This window comes from Chitinophagales bacterium, assembly GCA_041392475.1.
GTDB lineage: Bacteria > Bacteroidota > Bacteroidia > Chitinophagales > UBA2359 > JAUHXA01.
In genome coordinates, this window is the sequence record JAWKLZ010000001.1 from 2,604,584 (window position 1) to 2,626,103 (window position 21,520).

Below are 21,520 nucleotides of genomic sequence, written 5' to 3' on the forward strand. Positions count from 1 at the left end.
TTTTAAAACCAAAATCAATATGAAAAATAACATAATTCTTCTTGTATTATTATTAGTGAACTTAACAGCTTTTGCCCAATTCACCGAACAGTTAATTATGCCCACTATCCAAGCCCCAAATTATACGCTTACAGAGGATATTGATGAAGATAGTGATATAGACGTTGTTGTTTGCACGTCCATAAATGAAAATACGATTATTTGGTTTGAAAATGATGGAGTCGGAAATTTTGAAGATTTTCATGTTTTATCCACAGATAGGGATGGGTTTTCAGCCTTGTATATGGAGGACATGAATGGAGACGAATTGAAGGACTTGGTGGCTATTTCTAAGGATGGGAGAAAGGTCGTTTGGTTTGAAAACAGAAAAAACGGCAATTTTGGTTTGCAAAATACTATTGTAAAAGACATTCAAGAGCCTGAAAATATTTCCTTTGCAGATGTGGACAATGATGGCGACAAAGATGTTTTCCTTTTTTCAAATTTGGATAGAAATGTGGCTTTTGTGGTGAATGATGGAATGGGGCATTTTGGAGAACTGCAAATTGTAGATGACTACTTTATCAGACCTATTTTTGGAGGAACTGCCGATTTCAATGGAGATGGAAAAATAGACATAGTTATTACTGAGGGATATGGCCCTTTATTTTGGTATGAGAATTTAGGTAATCACCTTTTCAACGAAAAGCAAGTAGTAGGCAATGAAAACGAAGACAATATATCGAAGGTGAAGCCTGCTGATTTGGACAAAGATGGAGACATGGACTTGGTCGCTATTTCAAGTGATAGTACACTTGTATTGTATGAAAACAATGGAGTGGGAGAATTTGAGACTCATACCATTGTCAGTGAATCTACAAAAAATTTGTGGGAAATAAACATAAGTGATATCAATGATGATGGATGGTTGGATATTCTATTTTCGAGCGATAATGAGATACCAAGAATATTCTATTTTGTGAATGATGTCAGTGGAGTTTATCAACATCAACAAACATTGCTCCCTGATAGCTATTGCCCTTCTATTATCTCAATGGCAGATATAGACGGAGACAATCGTTTAGACCTTGTGTATGTCAATCAAGGGAAAAGTAGAATAGATTGGCATTCTCAACAACCAGACAATTCATTCGGTGACTGGCAGACGATAGGAAACCATTGTGATGTAATAAAAGATGTATTCAGTGCTGACTTCAATGGAGACAGCCGCCCAGACTTGGCATTTTGCGAAATCACCTTTACTTTTCCTGAATATACGCTAGAGGGCAGATTCAGTTGGTTGGTAAACAAGGAAAATAATAGCTTTGAAGAACAAAAAATTATCGCTGATAACAACGATGGTTTTAGAAACCTCACAGGGGGAGATTTTGATTTGGATGGAGACATAGACTTGGCGAGTGGCTCCTACAAAGGCATCATTACTTGGTGGAAAAATGATGGAATGGGGAATTTTGAAGAACAGGCGCAAATAGACAGCTTGGAATCACAAATTGAGGATGAGGAAATATCCAATGATTTACAGGCAGTTGATTTGAATAAGGATGGTTATCTCGACATGGTAGCCAACACTCCTACATCTGGAGATTTATATTGGTACACGAATATGGGCAATGCCACTTTCAGTCCTCGAAAGGTCATTGATGAAAATTTAGAAGGAACAGGAGAACTACACATTGCAGATATAAATGGGGATGGACAAGAGGATATTATCTATGCCCCCAACGAACAAAATCACATATATCTCTATCAATACAATAACGACAATACTTTCACCAAACAATCTATTCTTTCAAAAGACAGAGAAATACGGGCTTTGGAGGTAGAGGATTTTGATATGGATGGGTTTAAAGATATTGTAGTAAGCCATGAAAAAAACTCTTCAAGTAGTATAACCATCGTAGAATGGCACAAAAACGATGGCTATGGTCAGTTTGGCTTGGGTAATGTCTTTGGAGAACAATTTTATTTGAGAACCAATCACATAGAGCTGGCAGATTTGGATGGAGATTCGGACAACGATTTGATAATAGACAACGAAAGCCTTTTAGGAGTTCGTGATTCTGTCTATGTTTTTATCAATCAAGGAGACAATCATTTCACAAAGTTTGATTTGAATGGTCAATTCAATAATAAAATAAGTGCCTTTATAGATGTAGCCGACTTAGATGGTGATGCTACTTTTGAAATTCTACATGTTAACTACAAAACTATGACAGTCTATGGTGATTTCGACAATTTTGGAGTCATTCGAGGAAAAGCCTTTTTTGACCAAAACGAAAACGGTCTGTATGAGGAGGGAGAAGTAGGGTTTCAGAACATTCCCATCTCTTTGAATCCTTTGGGGCTGCAAACCTATTCCAACGAAAATGGCAGTTTTTATTTTTCGGTTGCTTCAGGTGACTATCAGCTGACTTCTGAAATGGGTACTTTGTGGGAACTCACCACACCTCCTTCTTATGCGTTTTCAATAGCAAATGGTGAAACCACAGAACCTTACCTGTTTGGCTTCAAACCCACACGAATCCTTCCCAGAGTAGAAACCCACACCAACAGTTCGCCAACTCGCTGCAATGCCGAAGCTACTTATTGGCTCAATTACTCCAATACAGGAACAACAGTTGCCAACGGAAAAATCACCTTAGAAATGGATGAATTGATGATGTATGAATCTGCCGATCCTGCACCTTCAATGATAGAAGGTACGCAATTGATTTGGAACATTGCAGACTTGTACCCCAATCAGAAAGGTCAAATACAGCTCCAATTCCAAATGCCCAATGAAACCCACCTTGGCAAAACCCTCAAAACCCAAGCCACTGTCCAACTTTTCAATAAAAACCAAGAACTCGTTTACTTCCAGACCAATCACTACAATAGCGAAGTCAGATGTGCTTATGACCCCAATGACAAACTCGTTCGCTCCAGTATCCTGGGGCAATCCCAATTTGCTCCTCTTGGTGACGAACTTCTCTACACGATTCGCTTTCAAAACACTGGAAACGATGTAGCCTTCCATGTCCGAATCGAAGACGTTTTGGACAAAAAACTGGATTGGACCACTTTTCATCCCATCACTGCAAGCCACGATTATCGCACTACTTTCGACAAAGAAACAGGTTTGGTGGTCTTTTATTTTGACGATATTATGTTGCTCGACAGCACGACAAACGAACCAGAAAGTCATGGCTTTGTGATGTTCGGAATTTCTCCTTTGTCCAATCTTGCAGTAGAAACAGAAATCGACAATACCGCTTCTATTTTCTTTGACTACAATCCGCCTATTATCACCAATACAATTGTCGTTAGTATGATTGAAGAACAAAAAGGAACAAATTTTGAAGGCTCAAACTCTAAACATCCCTACCTTATTGAGGTTTCTCCCAACCCTTTTTCAGTCTATTCGACCATTGAAGTAATGGGACTTCCGCAAGGGAATTACCAATTGCAGGTGATGGATATTCTCGGTAGAAAGGTTCGGGAATTGAAGGTGGAGGATAGAAAAACGTATTTGGAGAGAGGAGGGTTGGAAAGTGGATTGTATTTGATTCAGATATTGGAAGAGAATGGGAGGATTTTGGGGAATGGGAAGGTGTTGGTGGAGTAAAAAGGAGGTTTTTTGCATTAATAAAGCTTGATAAACGAGTTTTGTTTTCTTCTTTCAAAATACTGATATGCAAATATTTGTGTTTTTTTCTTATGAAAAATATACTCTAAATACCCAAATAAGTGTTCAATAATATATTTGTTTTTATCTACAAAATGCATCATTTTGTAGTAGGATATTGAGTGTTTTTTCGAAATTATAAACTCATTACTTAACTCTAATATTTATCTGAAAATGAAAATAATTTTATTTTTTACAATCATCCAGTTTTTTACATTTACTACAGTTTTTGCCCAAACGGTATTCGGACCTCAACAAGTGATTTCTACTGATGGACATAATACTGTTTTTGTTCATACAGCCGATTTGAATGGAGATGGAAATTTGGATGTAATATCAGTCTCACTTTCAGGAGACCAGATTTACTGGTATGCAAATGATGGAAAGGGTAACTTTAGTGAAACAAAAATTATTTCCACCTATGTAGATGGGCCACGTTCAGTATATGCAGCAGATTTAGACAATGACGGGGACATGGATGTGCTTTCTGCTTCTACATGGGATAACAGAATTGCTTGGTTTGAAAATGACGGAGACGGTAATTTTAGCAATATCAAAACTATTGCTATCTGTCCTGGTCCTGCAAGAGCAGTATCGGCAGCAGATTTAGATAAAGATGGTGATATGGATGTGCTTTCTGCCTTCTCTGATTCAGATGTACAGGTGGCATGGTATGAGAACGATGGTACTGGAGACTTTGGACATATTCTCCTCAATCGAAATGTAATTGCTACCACTACTTATCAAGCAAATTGTGTTTATACAGCAGATTTAGATGGTGATGGGGATATAGATGTTTTATCGGTTTCAGTTAATACCGACAAGATTTTTTGGTATGAAAACGATGGAAAAGGGGTTTTTAATAATGAATATGTTGTTTCAACAGATGTAGAGGGACCCAATACTGCCTATCCAGCAGATTTAGACAATGATGGAGATATAGATATATTATCTTCTTCTTCAGATGATGATAAAATTGCATGGTATCCGAATGATGGGAATGGTAATTTTGGAAATCAAATTGTTATTTCCAAAGAAACAAATTATCCATCTACAGTATATGCAGCAGATTTAGACAATGATGGCGACATGGATGTTCTTTCTATTTCTTATAATGTATTGGTTTGGTATGAAAATCAAGGAAGTGGTAGTTTTGGGAATCAAAATGTTATTTCTACTGAAATAGAAATAGGAAATTCAGTTTGTGCAGCAGATTTGGACGGAGATAAGGATTTAGATGTATTATCGGCTTCTTCTAATAATGGAGATAAAGTAGCTTGGTATGAAAATCTATTGAATAATACTAAAATAAGCAGTTTGGTTTTTCAAGATTCTAACGAAAATGGCTTGTATGAAAACAATGAAAAACCTCTCAATAATCAAAAAATCTTCTTAGAACCTTCTGCTGATGCAGCTTTTACCAATCTTTCAGGCAATACCTGTTTTTTTGTAGAAAATGGAGATTACCAAATCTCATCTGAACCCAACACTCTTTGGGAACTCACCACCAATCCCGAAATATACGATATTACCGTCACCGAAAATTCCGAACTTCCGACCTACTACTTCGGCTTCAAACCCACTCGAATACTCCCAAGAGTAGTCCCCCACCTCAACAGTTCTTCCACACGCTGCAATACAGAAGTCTCTTATTGGCTAAACTGCATCAATACGGGTACAACACTCGCTAATGGAACTATTACCCTCGAAGTGGACGAACTTATGGAATTCATTTCCTCCAATCCTGAACCAAATTTGATTGAAGGTCGAAAACTCACTTGGAACATCACAGATTTACACCCCAGTTTTGAAAAATACATATCTCTTCAATTCCAAATACCCGACTTCAATTCAATAGGCGAAATCCTCGAAACCAAAGCCACCGTCCAACTCTTCAATGAAAGCCAAGAACTCGTTTCCTCCAAATCAACTGAATACGATTCTGAAGTTCGCTGCTCCTACGACCCCAACGACAAACTCGCTCGCTCCAATATCCTCGGTCAATCCGAATTTGCCTACATCGCAGACACCATCCTCTACACCGTCCGTTTCCAAAACACAGGAAACGACACCGCCTTCAATATCCGCATTGAAGACACCTTGGACAAAAAACTGGATTGGCCAACCTTTCACCCCATCACTGCAAGCCACGATTACCGAACAGAACTGAACCGAGAAACAGGTTTGGCAACTTTCTACTTCAATGACATTCTACTGCCCGACAGCACAACCAATGAAGTCGAAAGTCATGGTTTTGTGACCTTTGGCATCGCTTCTTTGGAGGGAATTGAAGACAAAACAAAGGTCGAAAATACGGCTTCTATTTTCTTTGACTTCAATCCGCCTATTATCACGAATACTCCCGTCCTTACTTTGCTGCAACAAGTCGAAACAGATATTGAAGTACTGGAAAATGGGGCTTCAATTCGTGTTTTTCCAAATCCTTTTTCGGATTTTACGACCATTGAAGCGGAGGAATTGCCGCAAGGAAATTACCGATTGCAGGTGATGGATATTTTGGGGAGGAAAGTGATGGAATTGAAATCTATTGGAAATGAAGAGTGGAGGATTGAAAGAGGTGATTTAAAGAGTGGTGTGTATTTTTGGAGGATATTGGAGGAAGGGAATCAGGCTGTTTTGGGGAGTGGGAAGGTGTTGGTAGAGTGAGTGAATTTATAGACCTTTGTTTTTTGGGGTGATTTGGTAAATTAGAGAAAGGTAAAATTATGTTATTGATAGTTAGGTTAAAAAATACAATTTAAAATTTTATATGAAACATATAGTAGTACTCTTTTTAATTCTTACTTTAACAGAAGGATATGCTCAGTTTGAAAATCATATTATCAGTAATGATGTAACGAACATATTTTTTGCACAGGGGATGGACATAGACAAAGATGGAGATTTAGATATTGTTGCAGCGTCAAGTACAGGTAAAATCGTATGGTATGAAAATTTTGGAGAGAATATTTTTGGAAGCAGTAAACTGATTTACAATGATGAATCTGGTTCTCATACGCCCAATGCCGCAGCAATTATGGACATAGATGAGGATGGACAGGCAGATTTAGTAGTAGCTTTGGAGGAAGGTGATCCCATCATCTGGTATTCACCAGATAATCAAGGAAATATTGTACAGAAAGGATCTATTGAGGTTTCCCCTTTGTCAGTAGAAATCAATGAATTGAGACAAGCCGATTTAGACCAAGATGGAAATATGGATTTGCTCGCCATAGATAGGAGTGATCGAGTTATATGGTATCGCAATTTATCTGATAATGAGTTTTCGTCAGGAGAAGTGTCCTTTGATTTCTTTTGGGGAATTCAAAAGACCGAACTGACAGATGTGAATCAAGATGGGAAACAAGATTTGATCATGTTTAATACTTGGGATGATGTAGTGCAATGGTTTGAAGGAAGAGGAGACGGAACTTTTACAGAACATCTACCTATCGTTATGGATATGGGGGTCGAAATATACAGCATTGTAGTAGAAGATATTAATTCGGACGGCAGTAAAGACATACTTTATGCTGACGGTTTGGGTAATATCATGGTTATTGAAAGTAATGGAGACGGCACCTGGCTTCCTCCGATTAGTATTTATCAGGCAGAACCTTTCAGTTTTGCCCTTATAGATATAGTAGATGTAAATGGAGATGGACTAAATGATTTTATGTTGGATATAGACACCGAAATGTATATATCTTTTCAAATTGGCTTGTATAGCTTTTCTACTCCTCTTTATGTAAGTGACATTGACCAGGTTTATGATCATTTTTATATCGAAGATTTAGACCAAGATGGAGACGTAGATATTTTGAATTACAATAATTCTCTAAGTAGCTCCCTTGTTATATATGAAAACAAATTAAACTCTACGTATCAAATAATCAATGGTATGGTATTTATGGACTTGAATGAGAATGGAATTCGAGATGAGAACGAATTTGGGTTAGATAATCAAAAAGTGGCCTTAGGACCGAAACAAGGAATAGTTTTCACTAATCAACAAGGAGTATTTGGTTACTTAGTTCCAATAGAACAATATGGGCTGTCTGTTTTGCCCAAAGAAGATTGGTTTCAAACAAGTTCTCCAGAATTTTATCTTATAGACTTATACAGTGAAGCACCTGAAAATCCATATAATTTTGGGCTTTTGCCACTTCGTCCCTTCACAAAGGTTTGTCCTTTTATCAACAACACTCCTACGAGATGCAATACCATTTCCTCAACATGGCTGACCTATCGAAATGTAGGTACAAGGACTGCAAGCGGACAAGTCATATTAGAAACCAATGGAAAGGCTGAGTTTTTAGAGGCAAATCCCCCTCCCGATGTAGAAGAAGAAAACAAGTGGATTTGGAATTTTGAGAACCTACTGCCCAGTCAGCAAAATAGAATATCTCTTAAATTTCAAATGCCCGATGAAACCGAAATTGGAGCAATGATTCAAAATCTTGCAAGGGTTGATGTATTGAATGAGGAAGGAGAAACTATTTTTACAAAAACAGATGAAGTAGAATCGGAACTCCTCTGCTCCTACGACCCCAACGACAAACTCGCTCGCTCCAATCTCCTCGGTCAGTCCGAATTTGCCTACATCTCCGACACCATCCTCTACACCGTCCGCTTTCAAAACACAGGAAACGACACCGCCTTCAATATCCGCATTGAAGACGTTTTGGACAAAAAACTGGATTGGACAACCTTTCACCCCATCACTGCAAGCCACGACTACCGAACAGAACTGAACCGAGAAACGGGTTTGGCGACTTTCTACTTCAATGACATCCTACTACCCGACAGCACGACCAACGAAGTCGAAAGTCATGGTTTTGTGACCTTTGGAATAGCTTCTTTGGCAAATGTGGGCGACAAAACAAAGGTCGAAAATACGGCTTCCATCTTCTTTGACTTCAATCCGCCTATTATCACGAATACTGCCGTCCTTACTTTGCTGCAACAAGTCGAAACGGATATTGAAGTATTGGAAAATGGAGCCTTCGATTCGTGTTTTTCCGAATCCTTTTTCGGATTTTACGACCATTGAAGCGGAGGAATTGCCGCAAGGAAATTACCGATTGGAGGTGATGGATATTTTGGGGAGGAAAGTGAGGGAATTGAAGTCTATTGAAAATGGAAAGTGGAAGATTGAAAGAGGGAAATTGGAGAGTGGCGTGTATTTTTGGAGGATATTGGAGGAAGGGAATCAGGCTGTTTTGGGGAGAGGGAAAGTGTTGGTGGAGTGAGAATTCGCCGTCGTTTGAAAAACACGGCGACATTTGAACGGGCTTGGAGGATGAACTGAACTGTATTTGATTCAGATATTGAAGGAAGATAGCAATGAGATTTTGAGGAATGGGAAGGTATTGATAGAGTGATTGCGATTTACCTTTTTTGAGTTTTGCGTTTTCTAAGGTAGGTACTATTTCAAAACTTTTAAATTCAAGATGCAATGAGAAGATTATTACTTTTTTGGGGTGTTTTATTGTTATTGGGGAGTGTTGGAGTGAAGGGGCAGACATTGTTTGGTGGAGAGCAGGTTATTTCTACTGATTCTGAACGTCCAACTTGTGTTTATGCGGTAGATTTAGATGGGGACGGCGATATAGATGCACTTTCAGCTTCTGAAAACAAAATAGCTTGGTATAAAAATGATGGGAACGGCAATTTTAGTTCAGAGAACGTTATTCCAACAAACCTTTATCATATATGGTCTATCTATGCTTCAGACTTAGACAGTGATGGCGATATGGATATCATTGTAACTTCTTTGGTTATTAATAATATAGCTTGGTATGAAAATGACGGTAGTGGGAATTTTAATTCAGAAACTATTATTTCAACAAATGCCCCTTATGCACTTTCCGTTCATACAGCAGACTTAGATGCAGATGGAGATATGGATGTAATTTCGGCTTCTAATAATAAAGTAGCTTGGTATGAAAATGATGGAAACGGCAATTTTAACTCAGAAATCATTATTTCCATATTTGATGATAAATCAACTTCTGTTTACACAGTGGATTTAGATGGAGACGGAGATATGGATATAATTTCAGCTTTTATTGAAAAAATAGTTTGGTATGAAAATGATGGAAACGGCAATTTTAACTCAGAAATCATTATTTCAACAGCTACATATGGTACAGAGTCTATTCATACTGCTGACTTAGATGGTGATAACGATATAGATGTAATTTCAGCCTCTACTTTTGGTGCTACCGTATATTGGCATAAAAATGATGGAAATGAAAATTTTATTGAGCAGAATATTATTTCCACAAATATTACAAGTGCGTGGGATGTTTATGGTATAGATTTGGACAATGATGCTGATATAGATGTAATTTCGGCTTTTGATAACAAAATAGCTTGGTTTGAGAATGATGGAAACGGCAATTTTAGTTCAGAAATTATTATTTCATCAAATGCTGATTTTGCTATTTCCGTGTATGCTTTGGATTTTGATTCAGATAATGATATAGATATAATTTCAGCCTCTGTGGATGATAATAAGATAGCTTGGTATGAAAACTTGTCGAACTTTACAAACATAACCAATTTCACCTTTCAAGATTCAAATGAAAATGGATTTTACGACAACAACGAAAACCCACTCTCCAATCAACAACTCCTTCTACAACCTACCGCTGCTGCTCAATTCACAAACATTGAAGGAAACACCTCTTTTTTTGTAGAAAATGATGAATACCAACTTTCTTCTCAACCCAATACACTCTGGGAACTCACCACCATTCCCGAATCCTACAATATCACCGTCACCGATACCTCCGAACTCCCCATCTACTACTTCGGCTTCAAACCCACCCGACTCATTCAACGAACAGAACCTCGCCTCAACAGTTCCCCCACTCGCTGCAATACCACAGCAAACTATTGGTTACATTACTCCAATACAGGTACTACAATCGCTAATGGAACAATCACTTTAGAAACAGATGAACTCATGGGCTTTATTTCCTCCAATCCCGAACCCAACAGCATTGAAGGAAACACACTCACATGGTATTTTTCAGAACTTCATCCAAGTTATGAAAACAAAATCTCCCTCCAATTTCAAATGCCCGACTTCAACAGCATGGGCGAAATCCTCGAAACCCAAGCCACCGTCCAACTCTTCAATGAAAATCAAGAACTCACTTACACCAAAACCACCGACTACAACAGCGAACTCCTCTGCTCCTACGACCCCAACGACAAACTCGCTCGATCCAATATCTTGGGACAATCCGAATTTGCCTACATTGCCGACACCATACAATACACCATCCGCTTCCAAAATACAGGAAACGACACCGCCTTTAATATCCGCATTGAAGACTTCTTAGACAAAAAACTGGATTGGACAACCTTTCACCCCATCACTGCAAGCCACGATTACCGAACCGAACTGAATCGAGAAACGGGTTTGGCGACTTTCTACTTCGATGACATTCTACTGCCCGACAGCACGACCAACGAAGCCGAAAGTCATGGCTTTGTGATGTTCGGAATTGCTTCTTTGGAGGGAATAGAAGACAAAACAAAGGTCGAAAATACCGCTTCTATTTTCTTTGACTTCAATCCGCCTATTATCACGAATACTGCCGTCCTTACTTTGCTGCAACAAGTCGAAACGGATATTGAAGTATTGGAAAATGGTGCTTCAATACGGGTTTATCCGAATCCTTTTTCGGATTTTACTACGATTGAAGTAAACGGTTTGCCGCAAGGGAATTACCAATTGCAGGTGATGGATATTTTGGGGAGGAAGGTTCGAGAGTTGAAATTGGAGAACTTTTCCCAAAACCTCGGAAAAGGGAAAGTGAGATTGGAGCGGGGAAAACTGGAGGCTGGGATGTACTTCTTTAGACTATTGGAGAAAGGAAACTTGGAAATAATTAGAGGAGGTAAGGTTTTCATTGACTAAGTTATGTTTATTTTCCTAGATGATGTCGTCTTTACTATAATAAAGGCAAGGTCTTGTTTTTTTTCAAACTTTTCACTTAAACAAATTACCAAGATGCGAAAATTTCTATTCCTCATTTCGATAATCATTTATACATTTTCAGAGAGTTATGCACAATTTGCTAACCATGTCATTAGCAATAGGGCAATAGACCCTAAAGACATGGATGTTGCAGACTTAGATGGGGATGGAGATTTGGATATTGTATCTGCATCTAGAAGTGATGGAAAAATTGCTTGGTATCGGAATGATGGGAATAACCAGATAGAGGCTCAATTTGTACTTCAATCTGCTCTAGACTATGTCGAGGTAGTACACGCAGCAGATATGGATCAAGACGGAGATATAGATTTATTATCAGAGCATTCAAATAAGATATTATTATTCACGAATAAAGGTAATGGCAAGTTTGAAGAATCAAAAATGGTCATAGATGATGTGGGAGGACCTGTTAGTATTTTAACTGGCGATATCAATCAAGATGGGAGAATAGATATTATTGTCGCAAATGGGTTTCTCATTAAAGGAATCTATTGGTATGAACAGTTGGAAGACAACACATTTGGTGAGCGAAAAAGCATTTCTGCTGAAAGTAATATTCTTGCAAAGAATATTGCAATCGCTGATATAGACGGAGATGGGGATTTGGACTTAGCTGCTCCGTATTCGATAGGAAATTCGACTAATCAAAAGCTATCTGTTTTCATCAATAATGTAAATAGCTTCAAAGAAATTGAAATTTCTAGCCAAACGAGTAGCTCTGAACTTGGAGAAGTAGCATTGGGTCATCTCAATGAAGATGAGGTTATAGACATGGTTCATTACAATACGAAAGATAGGGAAATCGCATGGTTTGAAGGAGAGGGAGAGGGTAACTTTGGCGAAAGACAGTTAATTCAAACTGGTTTCACACCAAATTCCATCTATCAATTTTGCTTAGCAGATTTCAATGAAGATGAAATTGTGGACATTTGTTTGTTAGGGGGAGATTTTTCCGTTCCAGCTATTAATTGCTTACTTAATGATGGCACAGGCAATTTCACACTCCACAGCTCAACTCCTCATCTCCTGGTTAATGATTTTCTGACAGCTGATTTGAATGGAGATGGGGCAGAAGACCTTCTTTGGTGTACCACCAGTGATATTGCTTGGAAAGCAAACAATGGTGAAGGCAATTGGTTAGAAGAAAATGTGATAGTCAGTGAACTGCGTGACCCTTTTTTTGCAGGTGGAATGGATGTTGACAAAGATGGAGATTTAGACATCATCGGAGCAAGTTCCATTGGTGAGTTAGTTTGGTATGAAAATATTGGGGACTATACTTTTGGGAGTAGCAACTTGATTCATTATGAAAGTTCTGTTTCAAATTATCCTCGTGGTGCAGCCGTGATGGATATAGATGAGAATGGTTCTGAGGATGTAGTCATTGCCTTACAAGGCGGAAGTCCAATCATTTGGTACACACCAGATGAGAATGGGAATATGATTCAAAGTGGCAGTATTCAAAATTTTTCTGAGAGGGTTACTATGTTGGAACAAGTAGATTTGGACCAAGATGGCAACTTAGATTTGGTAACTTTCGATGGCAATCATGATGAAATCATCTGGTATCGTCACGATGGCAATGGTCAGTTTGCAGAAGGAACTCCATTGATAAATATAGCATGGGATGTTTTTGGAGCAGAGCTGGTAGATGCCAATAAGGACGGCAATCAAGACATCATTCTATTCTCTCCTGTAACTGACATCATACAATGGTATGAAGGACGGGAAGATGGCACATTCATAGAACATCCTCCTCTTGTAGATGGCGGTTATCAAATCAATGATGTTCAAACTGGAGATTTTGATTCAGATGGTTACAAAGATATTTTGTTTGTAGATGCTTCTTCTTGGAATATTCTAGGCATGAAGAATGTTGGAAATGGAGACTGGTTTCCTCCAAGTATTGTTTATGATGGTCTAAATTTAATTTCATTGAAAAAGGTAGTGGATATTAATGGAAATGGATTAGATGACATCATATTCGATTATGTAGGACTTGGAGTACATATTATAGAGCAGACTGGCGCAGGGATATTCGCTCCTCATCAGAAAATAAGTAGCAAACGAGCGAGTTATATTTTTCCTATAGATTTGGATCAAGATGGCAATTTGGATTTATTGAATTGTGATGACCAAATCATTTGGCATGAAAATCAAATGAATAATATCGAACAACTGATTCATGGAGTGGTGTTTATGGATTTGAATGAGAATGGAATCCGAGACCCCAACGAATTTGGGCTAAGTAATCAAAAGGTGATTTTAGGACCAAAAGGAGGAATGTTTTTTACCAATCATCAGGGAGCTTTTAGCTTCTTTGCTACAATCGGGCAATATGGATTGGCTACTTTTCCTAAAGAAACTTGGCGAATAACAAATAATCCAGAGTTTTACGCCATTGATTTGTTTGCAGAATCACCTAAAAACCCCTACAATTTCGGCTTAATACCTCTTCGCCCATTGACCAATGTGTCTCCATTTATTGCACACGCACCATTTCGATGTAATACGACATCTACAGTATGGTTGAATTATCAAAATAAGGGTACCACAACTGTAAATGGTAAAATGAGTTTAGAAACCAATGGTTTAGCAGAGTTCATTAGTGCTGACCCTACTCCTGATGAAATAGAAGTGAATAAATGGACTTGGTACTTTGAAGAATTAACTCCAAGTCAAATAAATAGCATTAACCTCCAATTCCAAATGCCCGATGAAACCGAAATTGGAGCAATGATTCAAAACCGTGCAACTGTAGAAATATTGCATGAAACAGGTGAGGTAGTTTTCACAAAAATAGATGAAATTGAATCTGAATTACTCTGCTCCTACGACCCCAACGACAAACTCACTCGCTCCAACCTTCTCGGTCAATCCGAATTTGCCTACATCGAAGACACAATTTACTACACCATCCGCTTTCAAAATACAGGAAACGACACCGCCTTCAATATTCGAGTAGAAGATGTACTGGATAAAAGACTGGATTGGACGACTTTTCATCCCATCACTGCAAGTCATGATTATCGAACCGAATTGAATCGAGAAACAGGTTTGGCGACTTTCTTTTTCGATGATATTATGTTGCCCGATAGCACGACCAACGAAGTCGAAAGTCATGGATTTGTGACCTTTGGTATTGCTTCTTTGGCGGGAATAGAGGATAAAACAAAAGTCGAAAATACGGCTTCTATTTTCTTTGACTTCAATCCTCCGATTATCACCAATACGGCTGTTTTGACTTTGCTACAACAGGTGGAAACAGGAATTGAAGTATTGGATAATAGATATTCGATTAGAGTTTTCCCCAATCCTTTTTCGGACTACACCACCATTGAAGTAGATGGACTTCCACAAGGAAATTACCGATTGGAGGTGATGGATATTTTGGGGCGGAAAGTTCGAGAATTGAAGGTTGAGAATGGAGAACTTCAATTAGAGAGAGGGAGTTTGGAAAGTGGATTGTATTTGATTCGAGTTTTGGAAGAAGGAAATGGAAGGATTTTGGGAAGTGGGAAAGTATTGGTGGAGTGAGTGAAAATTCGCCGACACCTGTAAGGTTCGCCGACAGTTGAATGGACACAACTCGGGAAAAACATTGGTGAACTAATTGATTCGTTTTTGTGTAATAAGGGCAAATGGCTTATATTGAGCCTAACTTACCAAACTATTCAAAATGAAGAGAATAATACTTTCTGTTACGTTTTTTTTACTGTTACCTATCACTTCAAATGGACAAAACCTGTTTGGTCCTCTGCAGCTTATCTCCAATAACCCCACTGAAACGTCCTTTGTTTCGGCTGGAAGAATAGATGGAGATAAATATTGGGATGTAGTATCCTATTCATACAATACCCTTCAACTGATATGGTACAAAAATCAAGGTGATGGTACTTTTGGAGAACCAAATGTTGTAGATGCCGAAATAGAAGACATCTATGATTTGAAGATGGCCGACTTGGACGGTGATGGCGATGAAGATATTTTGGCGATTTCGGAATCAGAAGATTTGGTGCTTTGGTATGTCAATGATGGCAATGGTCAGTTTGGTGCGGCTATCACCATCAGCACTGAAGCAGATAGTCCGAGGGCAGTAGAGGCAGCAGATTTGGATGGCGATGGTGATTTGGATGTCTTGTCAGCCTCACATTGGGATGCCAAAATTGCTTGGTATGCCAATGATGGTGATGGGAATTTTGAAGCGCAGCAAGTCATTCACACAGACCTTTTTAGCACTTCTGATGTGTATGCAGCAGATTTGGATGGGGATGGTGATTTGGACGTTTTGGGAACTTCCTACAATGATGGCAGAATATTTTGGAGTGAAAATTTAGGAAGTGGAAATTTCGAGGCGGCGGTTCTTATTTCTATTGATTTTAATTCTCCACAGTCGGTTTTAGCCACAGACTTTGATGGTGATGAAGATGCAGATGTTTTGATGTTTTCTTATTGGGATAAAACCCTTGTATTGTTTGAAAATGATGGCAATGCAAATTTTACCAATTACACCATCATTGCCGATGATGTTTCACGAGCTAGAGGAATGGCTGCAGTTGATTTGGACAATGATGGAGATTTAGACATACTTTTTGCCGCCAGTGGCAACAATCAAATAGCTTGGTTTGAAAATGGTGGAAATGGACTATTCAGCGATAGAAAAATCGTCTATGAGCAAGTATGGTCGCCAATGACTGTTTTTGCAGCAGACTTAGATAGAGATGGAGATCAAGATGTGATATCTGTTGATAGTGATACCAAAAGCGTAGCTTGGTACGAAAATCTATTGCAACCCAATCAATTAACCGCACTTGTTTTTCACGACCAAAATGAAAATGGCTTATTTGATACCAGCGAAAAACCACTTAACAATTTTGAACTGCTACTCAACCCTGGCAACTATGAAACTTTCACCAATTTGGAAAGCTACACCCATTTTTTCACCGATTATGGAGACTACCAACTCACCTACGAAGAAAATACCCTTTGGGAAATCACTACTCCAAACACTGTCTATGACATTCAATACAATGCAAATGCATCCCTCCCAATATACCAATTCGGCTTCAAACCCACTCGAATCCTACCACGGGTTACACCTCATTTAAGCAGTTCTCCTACACGATGCAATAGAGAAACCACTTACTGGCTCAACTACTCCAATACAGGCACAACCATTACCAAAGGTACTATCACCCTCGAAGTAGATGAATTGATGGCGTTTATTTCCTCCAATCCCGAACCAGATGCCATAGAAGGGCGAAACCTTATTTGGAATTTCGTTGACTTGCATCCCAGCTATGAAAACAAAATAAAGCTACACTTCAAAATGCCCAATGCAGATTTCATCGGAGATATGATTGAAACCCAAGCCACCGTCCAACTCTTCAATGAAAACGAAGAATTGGTTGCTACCAAAACACAAACCTACGATTCCGAACTCCTTTGCTCCTTCGACCCCAACGACAAACTCACCCGCTCCAATCTCCTCGGTCAATCCGAATTTGCCTACATCGCAGACACCATCCTCTACACCGTCCGCTTTCAAAACACTGGAAACGACACCGCCTTCAATATCCGAATTGAAGACACCTTGGACAAAAAACTGGATTGGACAACTTTTCACCCCATCACTGCAAGTCACGACTACCGAACCGAATTGAACCGAGAAACGGGTTTGGCGACTTTCTACTTCAATGACATCCTACTGCCCGACAGCACAACCAACGAAGCCGAAAGTCATGGCTTTGTGATGTTCGGAATTGCTTCTTTGGAGGGAATAGAAGACAAAACAAAGATCGAAAATACGGCTTCTATTTTCTTTGACTTCAATCCACCTATTATCACCAATACGGCTGTTTTGACTTTGCTGCAACAAGTCGAAACGGATATTGAAGTATTGGAAAATGGAGCTTCAATACGAGTTTTTCCGAATCCTTTTTCGGATTTTACGACCATTGAAGTGGAAGGATTGCCGCAGGGAAATTACCGATTGGAGGTGATGGATATTCTCGGTCGAAAAGTTCGAGAATTGAAGTCTATTGAAAATGGAAAGTGGAAGATTGAAAGAGGGAAATTGGAGAGTGGCGTGTATTTTTGGAGGATATTGGAGGAAGGGAATCAGGCTGTTTTGGGGAGAGGGAAAGTGTTGGTGGAGTGATTTCGATTTACTTTTTTTGGGTTTTTCGTTTTAGTATTAGAGATTTTTTCAAAACTTTTAAATTCACGTCATTATGAAGCATTTTTTACCATTCATTTATCTGTCGTTGTGTTTAGTACATTCAGCAGTTTTTGCTCAATACTCCGAAAAGCTGATTCTTCCAGACATAAAAAGTCCTGTCTATGTACTTGCTATGGATATGGACGGCGATGACGATGATGATTTATTAACCTCCTCTTATTTTGGAAATAATACCCTGATTTGGTTTGAAAACGATGGACTTGGAAATTTCCCTTTGTACCATATACTATCGACAGAAGAAAATGGATTTGATATTTTTTACTTAGAAGATCTCAATAATGACGAACGCAAGGATATTGTGGCTGTATCCAGAGTAGGAAACAAGGTGGTTTGGTTTGAAAATTTTGGAAGTGGAGTTTTTAGTTTGCCTTATACAATTGTAGGGGAGGATATTTTGAATAGTCCCAATGCTTTGGTCATTGAAGATACGGACAATGACGGAGACAAAGATTTGTTTATTGTCTCTACTAATATGCCCAGAATTTCACATATCACCAATGATGGAACAGGGAGTTTTTCAGCTTTTCAAACTCTTAATAATGAGAACCATTTTAATATCATAGCCTATGCTACTGATTGGGACAAAGACGGTAATATAGACTTGATTGTTGCAGCCAACGGAAAAGTTGTTGTTTGGTCTCGCAATTTAGGAGATAATGTATTTGGGCCCATAACATTTATCACATACGTAGATAATCATTCCCTTTTGAAATTAGCGGATATTGACCAAGATGGAGATATGGATATAGTGTCAATTTCGAGAGAGCAAACCCCAGAAGTTCACTATGTTCTTCAATGGCATCAGAATGCAGGAATCAATAATTTTATCAAGCATACGATTACTGACGATTTCCCCAATAAAGTAACAGCATTATTGGTTGAAGATGTGGACGAAGATGGTTGGTTGGATATTGTAGCATCTCACAGATTGAATAGTTCATCAGATACATACGATGAATTGCATTACTTCCTCAATAAAAACACTACTTTTCAATCCAAACAGATACTATCAACAAATGGAATACAAATTGAAAATATCACTTTAGGTGATTTGAACAACGATACACGGTTAGACCTCGTTTACCCCAATCGTGCATATAGTAGCGTAGATTGGCACGAATATCAAACAGATAATTTATTCGGTGAGGCAATCAAAGTAGGGAAATATGCAAATGGACTAACAGCTATTTTTACAGCAGATTTGAATGGAGACGGATATTTAGATATGGTTGCAGCAGAAAACAGAGCGAATAGATTGAGGTGGTTTCCTAATGATGGAAACAATGGTTTTGAAGTAGAATTTGTCTTATCGAAAGGGGGAGAAGGCATCACAGACGTAAATGGAGGAGATTTTGATTTGGATGGAGATGTAGATATAGTAAGTGCCTTTACTGATGGTACTATCGTTTGGTGGAAAAACAATGGCTTGGGAGAATTTGAAGTACAAGAGCAAATAGATTACTTAGGACAAGCCTGCAATGACTTGCAAGTAGGAGATTTAAACTCAGATGGGTTTCCAGACATTATAGCCAATTATCCTATTACCAAAAAATTACTTTGGTACAAAAACAAGGAAGACGCTACATTCACAACTCGCAAAATCTTGGGTGAAAACTTAGAGGGAACAGGAAAAATACATCTTGTAGATACCGACAAAGATGGAGATATGGATATTTTTTATGCTCCTAATGGACAGGGAGTCGTAAACTTATTTGAAAACAATGGAGGTGATGCTTTTTCACGGCGTATTGTGGCTTCAAAAGAGACAAAAATTCAAGCATTAGAGGTAGCAGATTTAGATATGGACGGTTATGAAGATCTCATTATAAGTTTTGCAGTCACTAATGGTGTCACCGTCGGTTCTTCTCTTGAATGGCGTAGAAACAACAACAATGGAAACTTCAATGTGGAAACCAACATTGAATCTCCATTGCATGTTCCTTACACTACCAAGATGGTGCTGGCAGATATAGATGCAGATGGTGACAATGATTTAATAACAATCGGTTCTCATCTCTTTGGAATACTTGACAGTATTTACATTTATCAAAACCATGGAGAAGGAATTTCCCCCCCTTTGATTCTAAGCCCAAAATATGACTATTCTTACGTTTCTCTACTTGAAGCTGCAGATTTAGACAATGACTTTACATCTGAGCTATTGTATGGAACTACGGGAACACTTAGCATATTTTCCGATTTTGAAAAAATAGGAAGAATTGATGGACTTGCATTTTTTGATGAAAACGAAGATGGGGAATACAATGAAAATGAACGGGGTTTCCAAAACCAAATTTTGTCCTTAGAACCATCCCCCTTTTCTACCTACTCCAATAAAGAAGGAAATTTTTCCTTTTTGGTGAACACAGGAGATTATCAACTAACAGCCACTTCCAACTCTTTGTGGGAAATCAGCACCCAAAATCCGTTTTATGAGATTCTAATAGAAAATGGAGAAGAAAAAGGTCCATACCTATTTGGTTTTAAGCCCACTCGAATACTTCCACGTATTGAAGCCCATCTCAATAGTAGTCCAACTCGTTGTAATTCAGTGGGCAACTATTGGTTGTCTTATGTCAATACAGGAACTACTGTCATCGAAAAAGGGGTTGTAAGTCTTAAAATAGATGAGTTAATGACCTATGAATCTGCGAATATTGAACCTAACTACATTGAAGATGGAATCCTGTATTGGAATATTGGAAATTTTTATCCCTATCAAGTACAACAAATTCGCCTTCAACTTAAAATGCCGAATGAAGAATCTATTGGAGCATTCGTTGAAACTCAAACTACCATTCAAATCTTAAATGAAGTGGAAGAGCTTCTTTATTCTGATAATACCAACCATCTCAGTGAAGTCCGATGCTCCTACGACCCCAACGACAAACTCGCTCGCTCCAATCTCCTCGGTCAGTCCGAATTTGCCTACATCTCCGACACCATCCTCTACACCGTCCGCTTTCAAAACACAGGAAACGACACCGCCTTCAATATCCGCATTGAAGACGTTTTGGACAAAAAACTGGATTGGACAACCTTTCACCCCATCACTGCAAGCCACGACTACCGAACAGAACTGAACCGAGAAACGGGTTTGGCGACTTTCTACTTCAATGACATCCTACTACCCGACAGCACGACCAACGAAATTGAAAGTCATGGTTTTGTGACCTTTGGAATTGCCTCTTTGGAAGGAATAGAGGATAAAACAGAAGTCGAAAATACGGCTTCCATCTTCTTTGACTTCAATCCACCTATTATCACCAATACGGCTGTTTTGACTTTGCTGCAACAGGTGGAAACGGGAATTGAAGTATTGGATAATAGATACTCGATTCGTGTATTTCCGAATCCTTTTTCGGATTTTACGACCATTGAAGTGGAAGGATTGCCGCAGGGAAATTACCGATTGGAGGTGATGGATATTTTGGGGCGGAAGGTTCGAGAGTTGAAGTCTATTGAAAATGGAAAGTGGAAGATTGAAAGAGGGAAATTGGAGAGTGGCGTGTATTTTTGGAGGATATTGGAGGAAGGGAATCAGGCTGTTTTGGGGAGAGGGAAAGTGTTGGTGGAGTAAAAACTCAAATCTCAGTCG

Annotated in this window: 8 protein-coding genes; all 8 read left to right on the forward strand. The window is 38.7% G+C overall.

Going from position 1 to position 21,520, the window contains the following annotated elements:
• The first annotated feature begins 19 nt into the window (after window positions 1-19).
• The 8 genes from R3E32_09680 to R3E32_09715 all read left to right on the forward strand — a co-directional run bounded on the left by R3E32_09680 (window position 20) and on the right by R3E32_09715 (window position 21,502).
• Entirely contained in the window at window positions 20-3,604 is a 3,585-nt protein-coding gene (locus tag R3E32_09680) for an FG-GAP-like repeat-containing protein (protein MEZ4884981.1), read from the forward strand.
• A 234-nt stretch (window positions 3,605-3,838) separates the two neighbouring features.
• Window positions 3,839-6,331, forward strand: a complete 2,493-nt coding sequence (locus tag R3E32_09685; GenBank protein MEZ4884982.1) for an FG-GAP-like repeat-containing protein — start codon at window positions 3,839-3,841, stop codon at window positions 6,329-6,331.
• A gap of 103 nt (window positions 6,332-6,434) precedes the next feature.
• The gene (locus R3E32_09690) at window positions 6,435-8,717 is read left to right on the forward strand and encodes an FG-GAP-like repeat-containing protein (protein MEZ4884983.1); all 2,283 of its coding nucleotides are present in this window, start codon (window positions 6,435-6,437) and stop codon (window positions 8,715-8,717) included.
• A complete protein-coding gene (locus R3E32_09695; protein MEZ4884984.1) occupies window positions 8,662-8,916 on the forward strand; it encodes a T9SS type A sorting domain-containing protein in 255 nt (84 codons plus the stop codon). Before R3E32_09690 ends, R3E32_09695 begins: the two co-directional genes overlap by 56 nt.
• Window positions 8,917-9,122: 206 nt before the next feature.
• Window positions 9,123-11,600, forward strand: coding sequence for an FG-GAP-like repeat-containing protein (locus R3E32_09700; protein MEZ4884985.1), 2,478 nt, complete (start codon window positions 9,123-9,125; stop codon window positions 11,598-11,600).
• Window positions 11,601-11,693: 93 nt separating this feature from the next.
• A complete protein-coding gene (locus tag R3E32_09705) occupies window positions 11,694-15,218 on the forward strand; it encodes an FG-GAP-like repeat-containing protein (protein ID MEZ4884986.1) in 3,525 nt (1,174 codons plus the stop codon).
• A gap of 142 nt (window positions 15,219-15,360) precedes the next feature.
• Window positions 15,361-17,841: an FG-GAP-like repeat-containing protein gene (locus R3E32_09710; protein ID MEZ4884987.1), complete on the forward strand. Its 2,481-nt coding sequence runs from the start codon at window positions 15,361-15,363 to the stop codon at window positions 17,839-17,841.
• Window positions 17,842-17,914: 73 nt separating this feature from the next.
• Window positions 17,915-21,502, forward strand: coding sequence for an FG-GAP-like repeat-containing protein (locus R3E32_09715; protein MEZ4884988.1), 3,588 nt, complete (start codon window positions 17,915-17,917; stop codon window positions 21,500-21,502).
• Window positions 21,503-21,520: the final 18 nt, after the last annotated feature.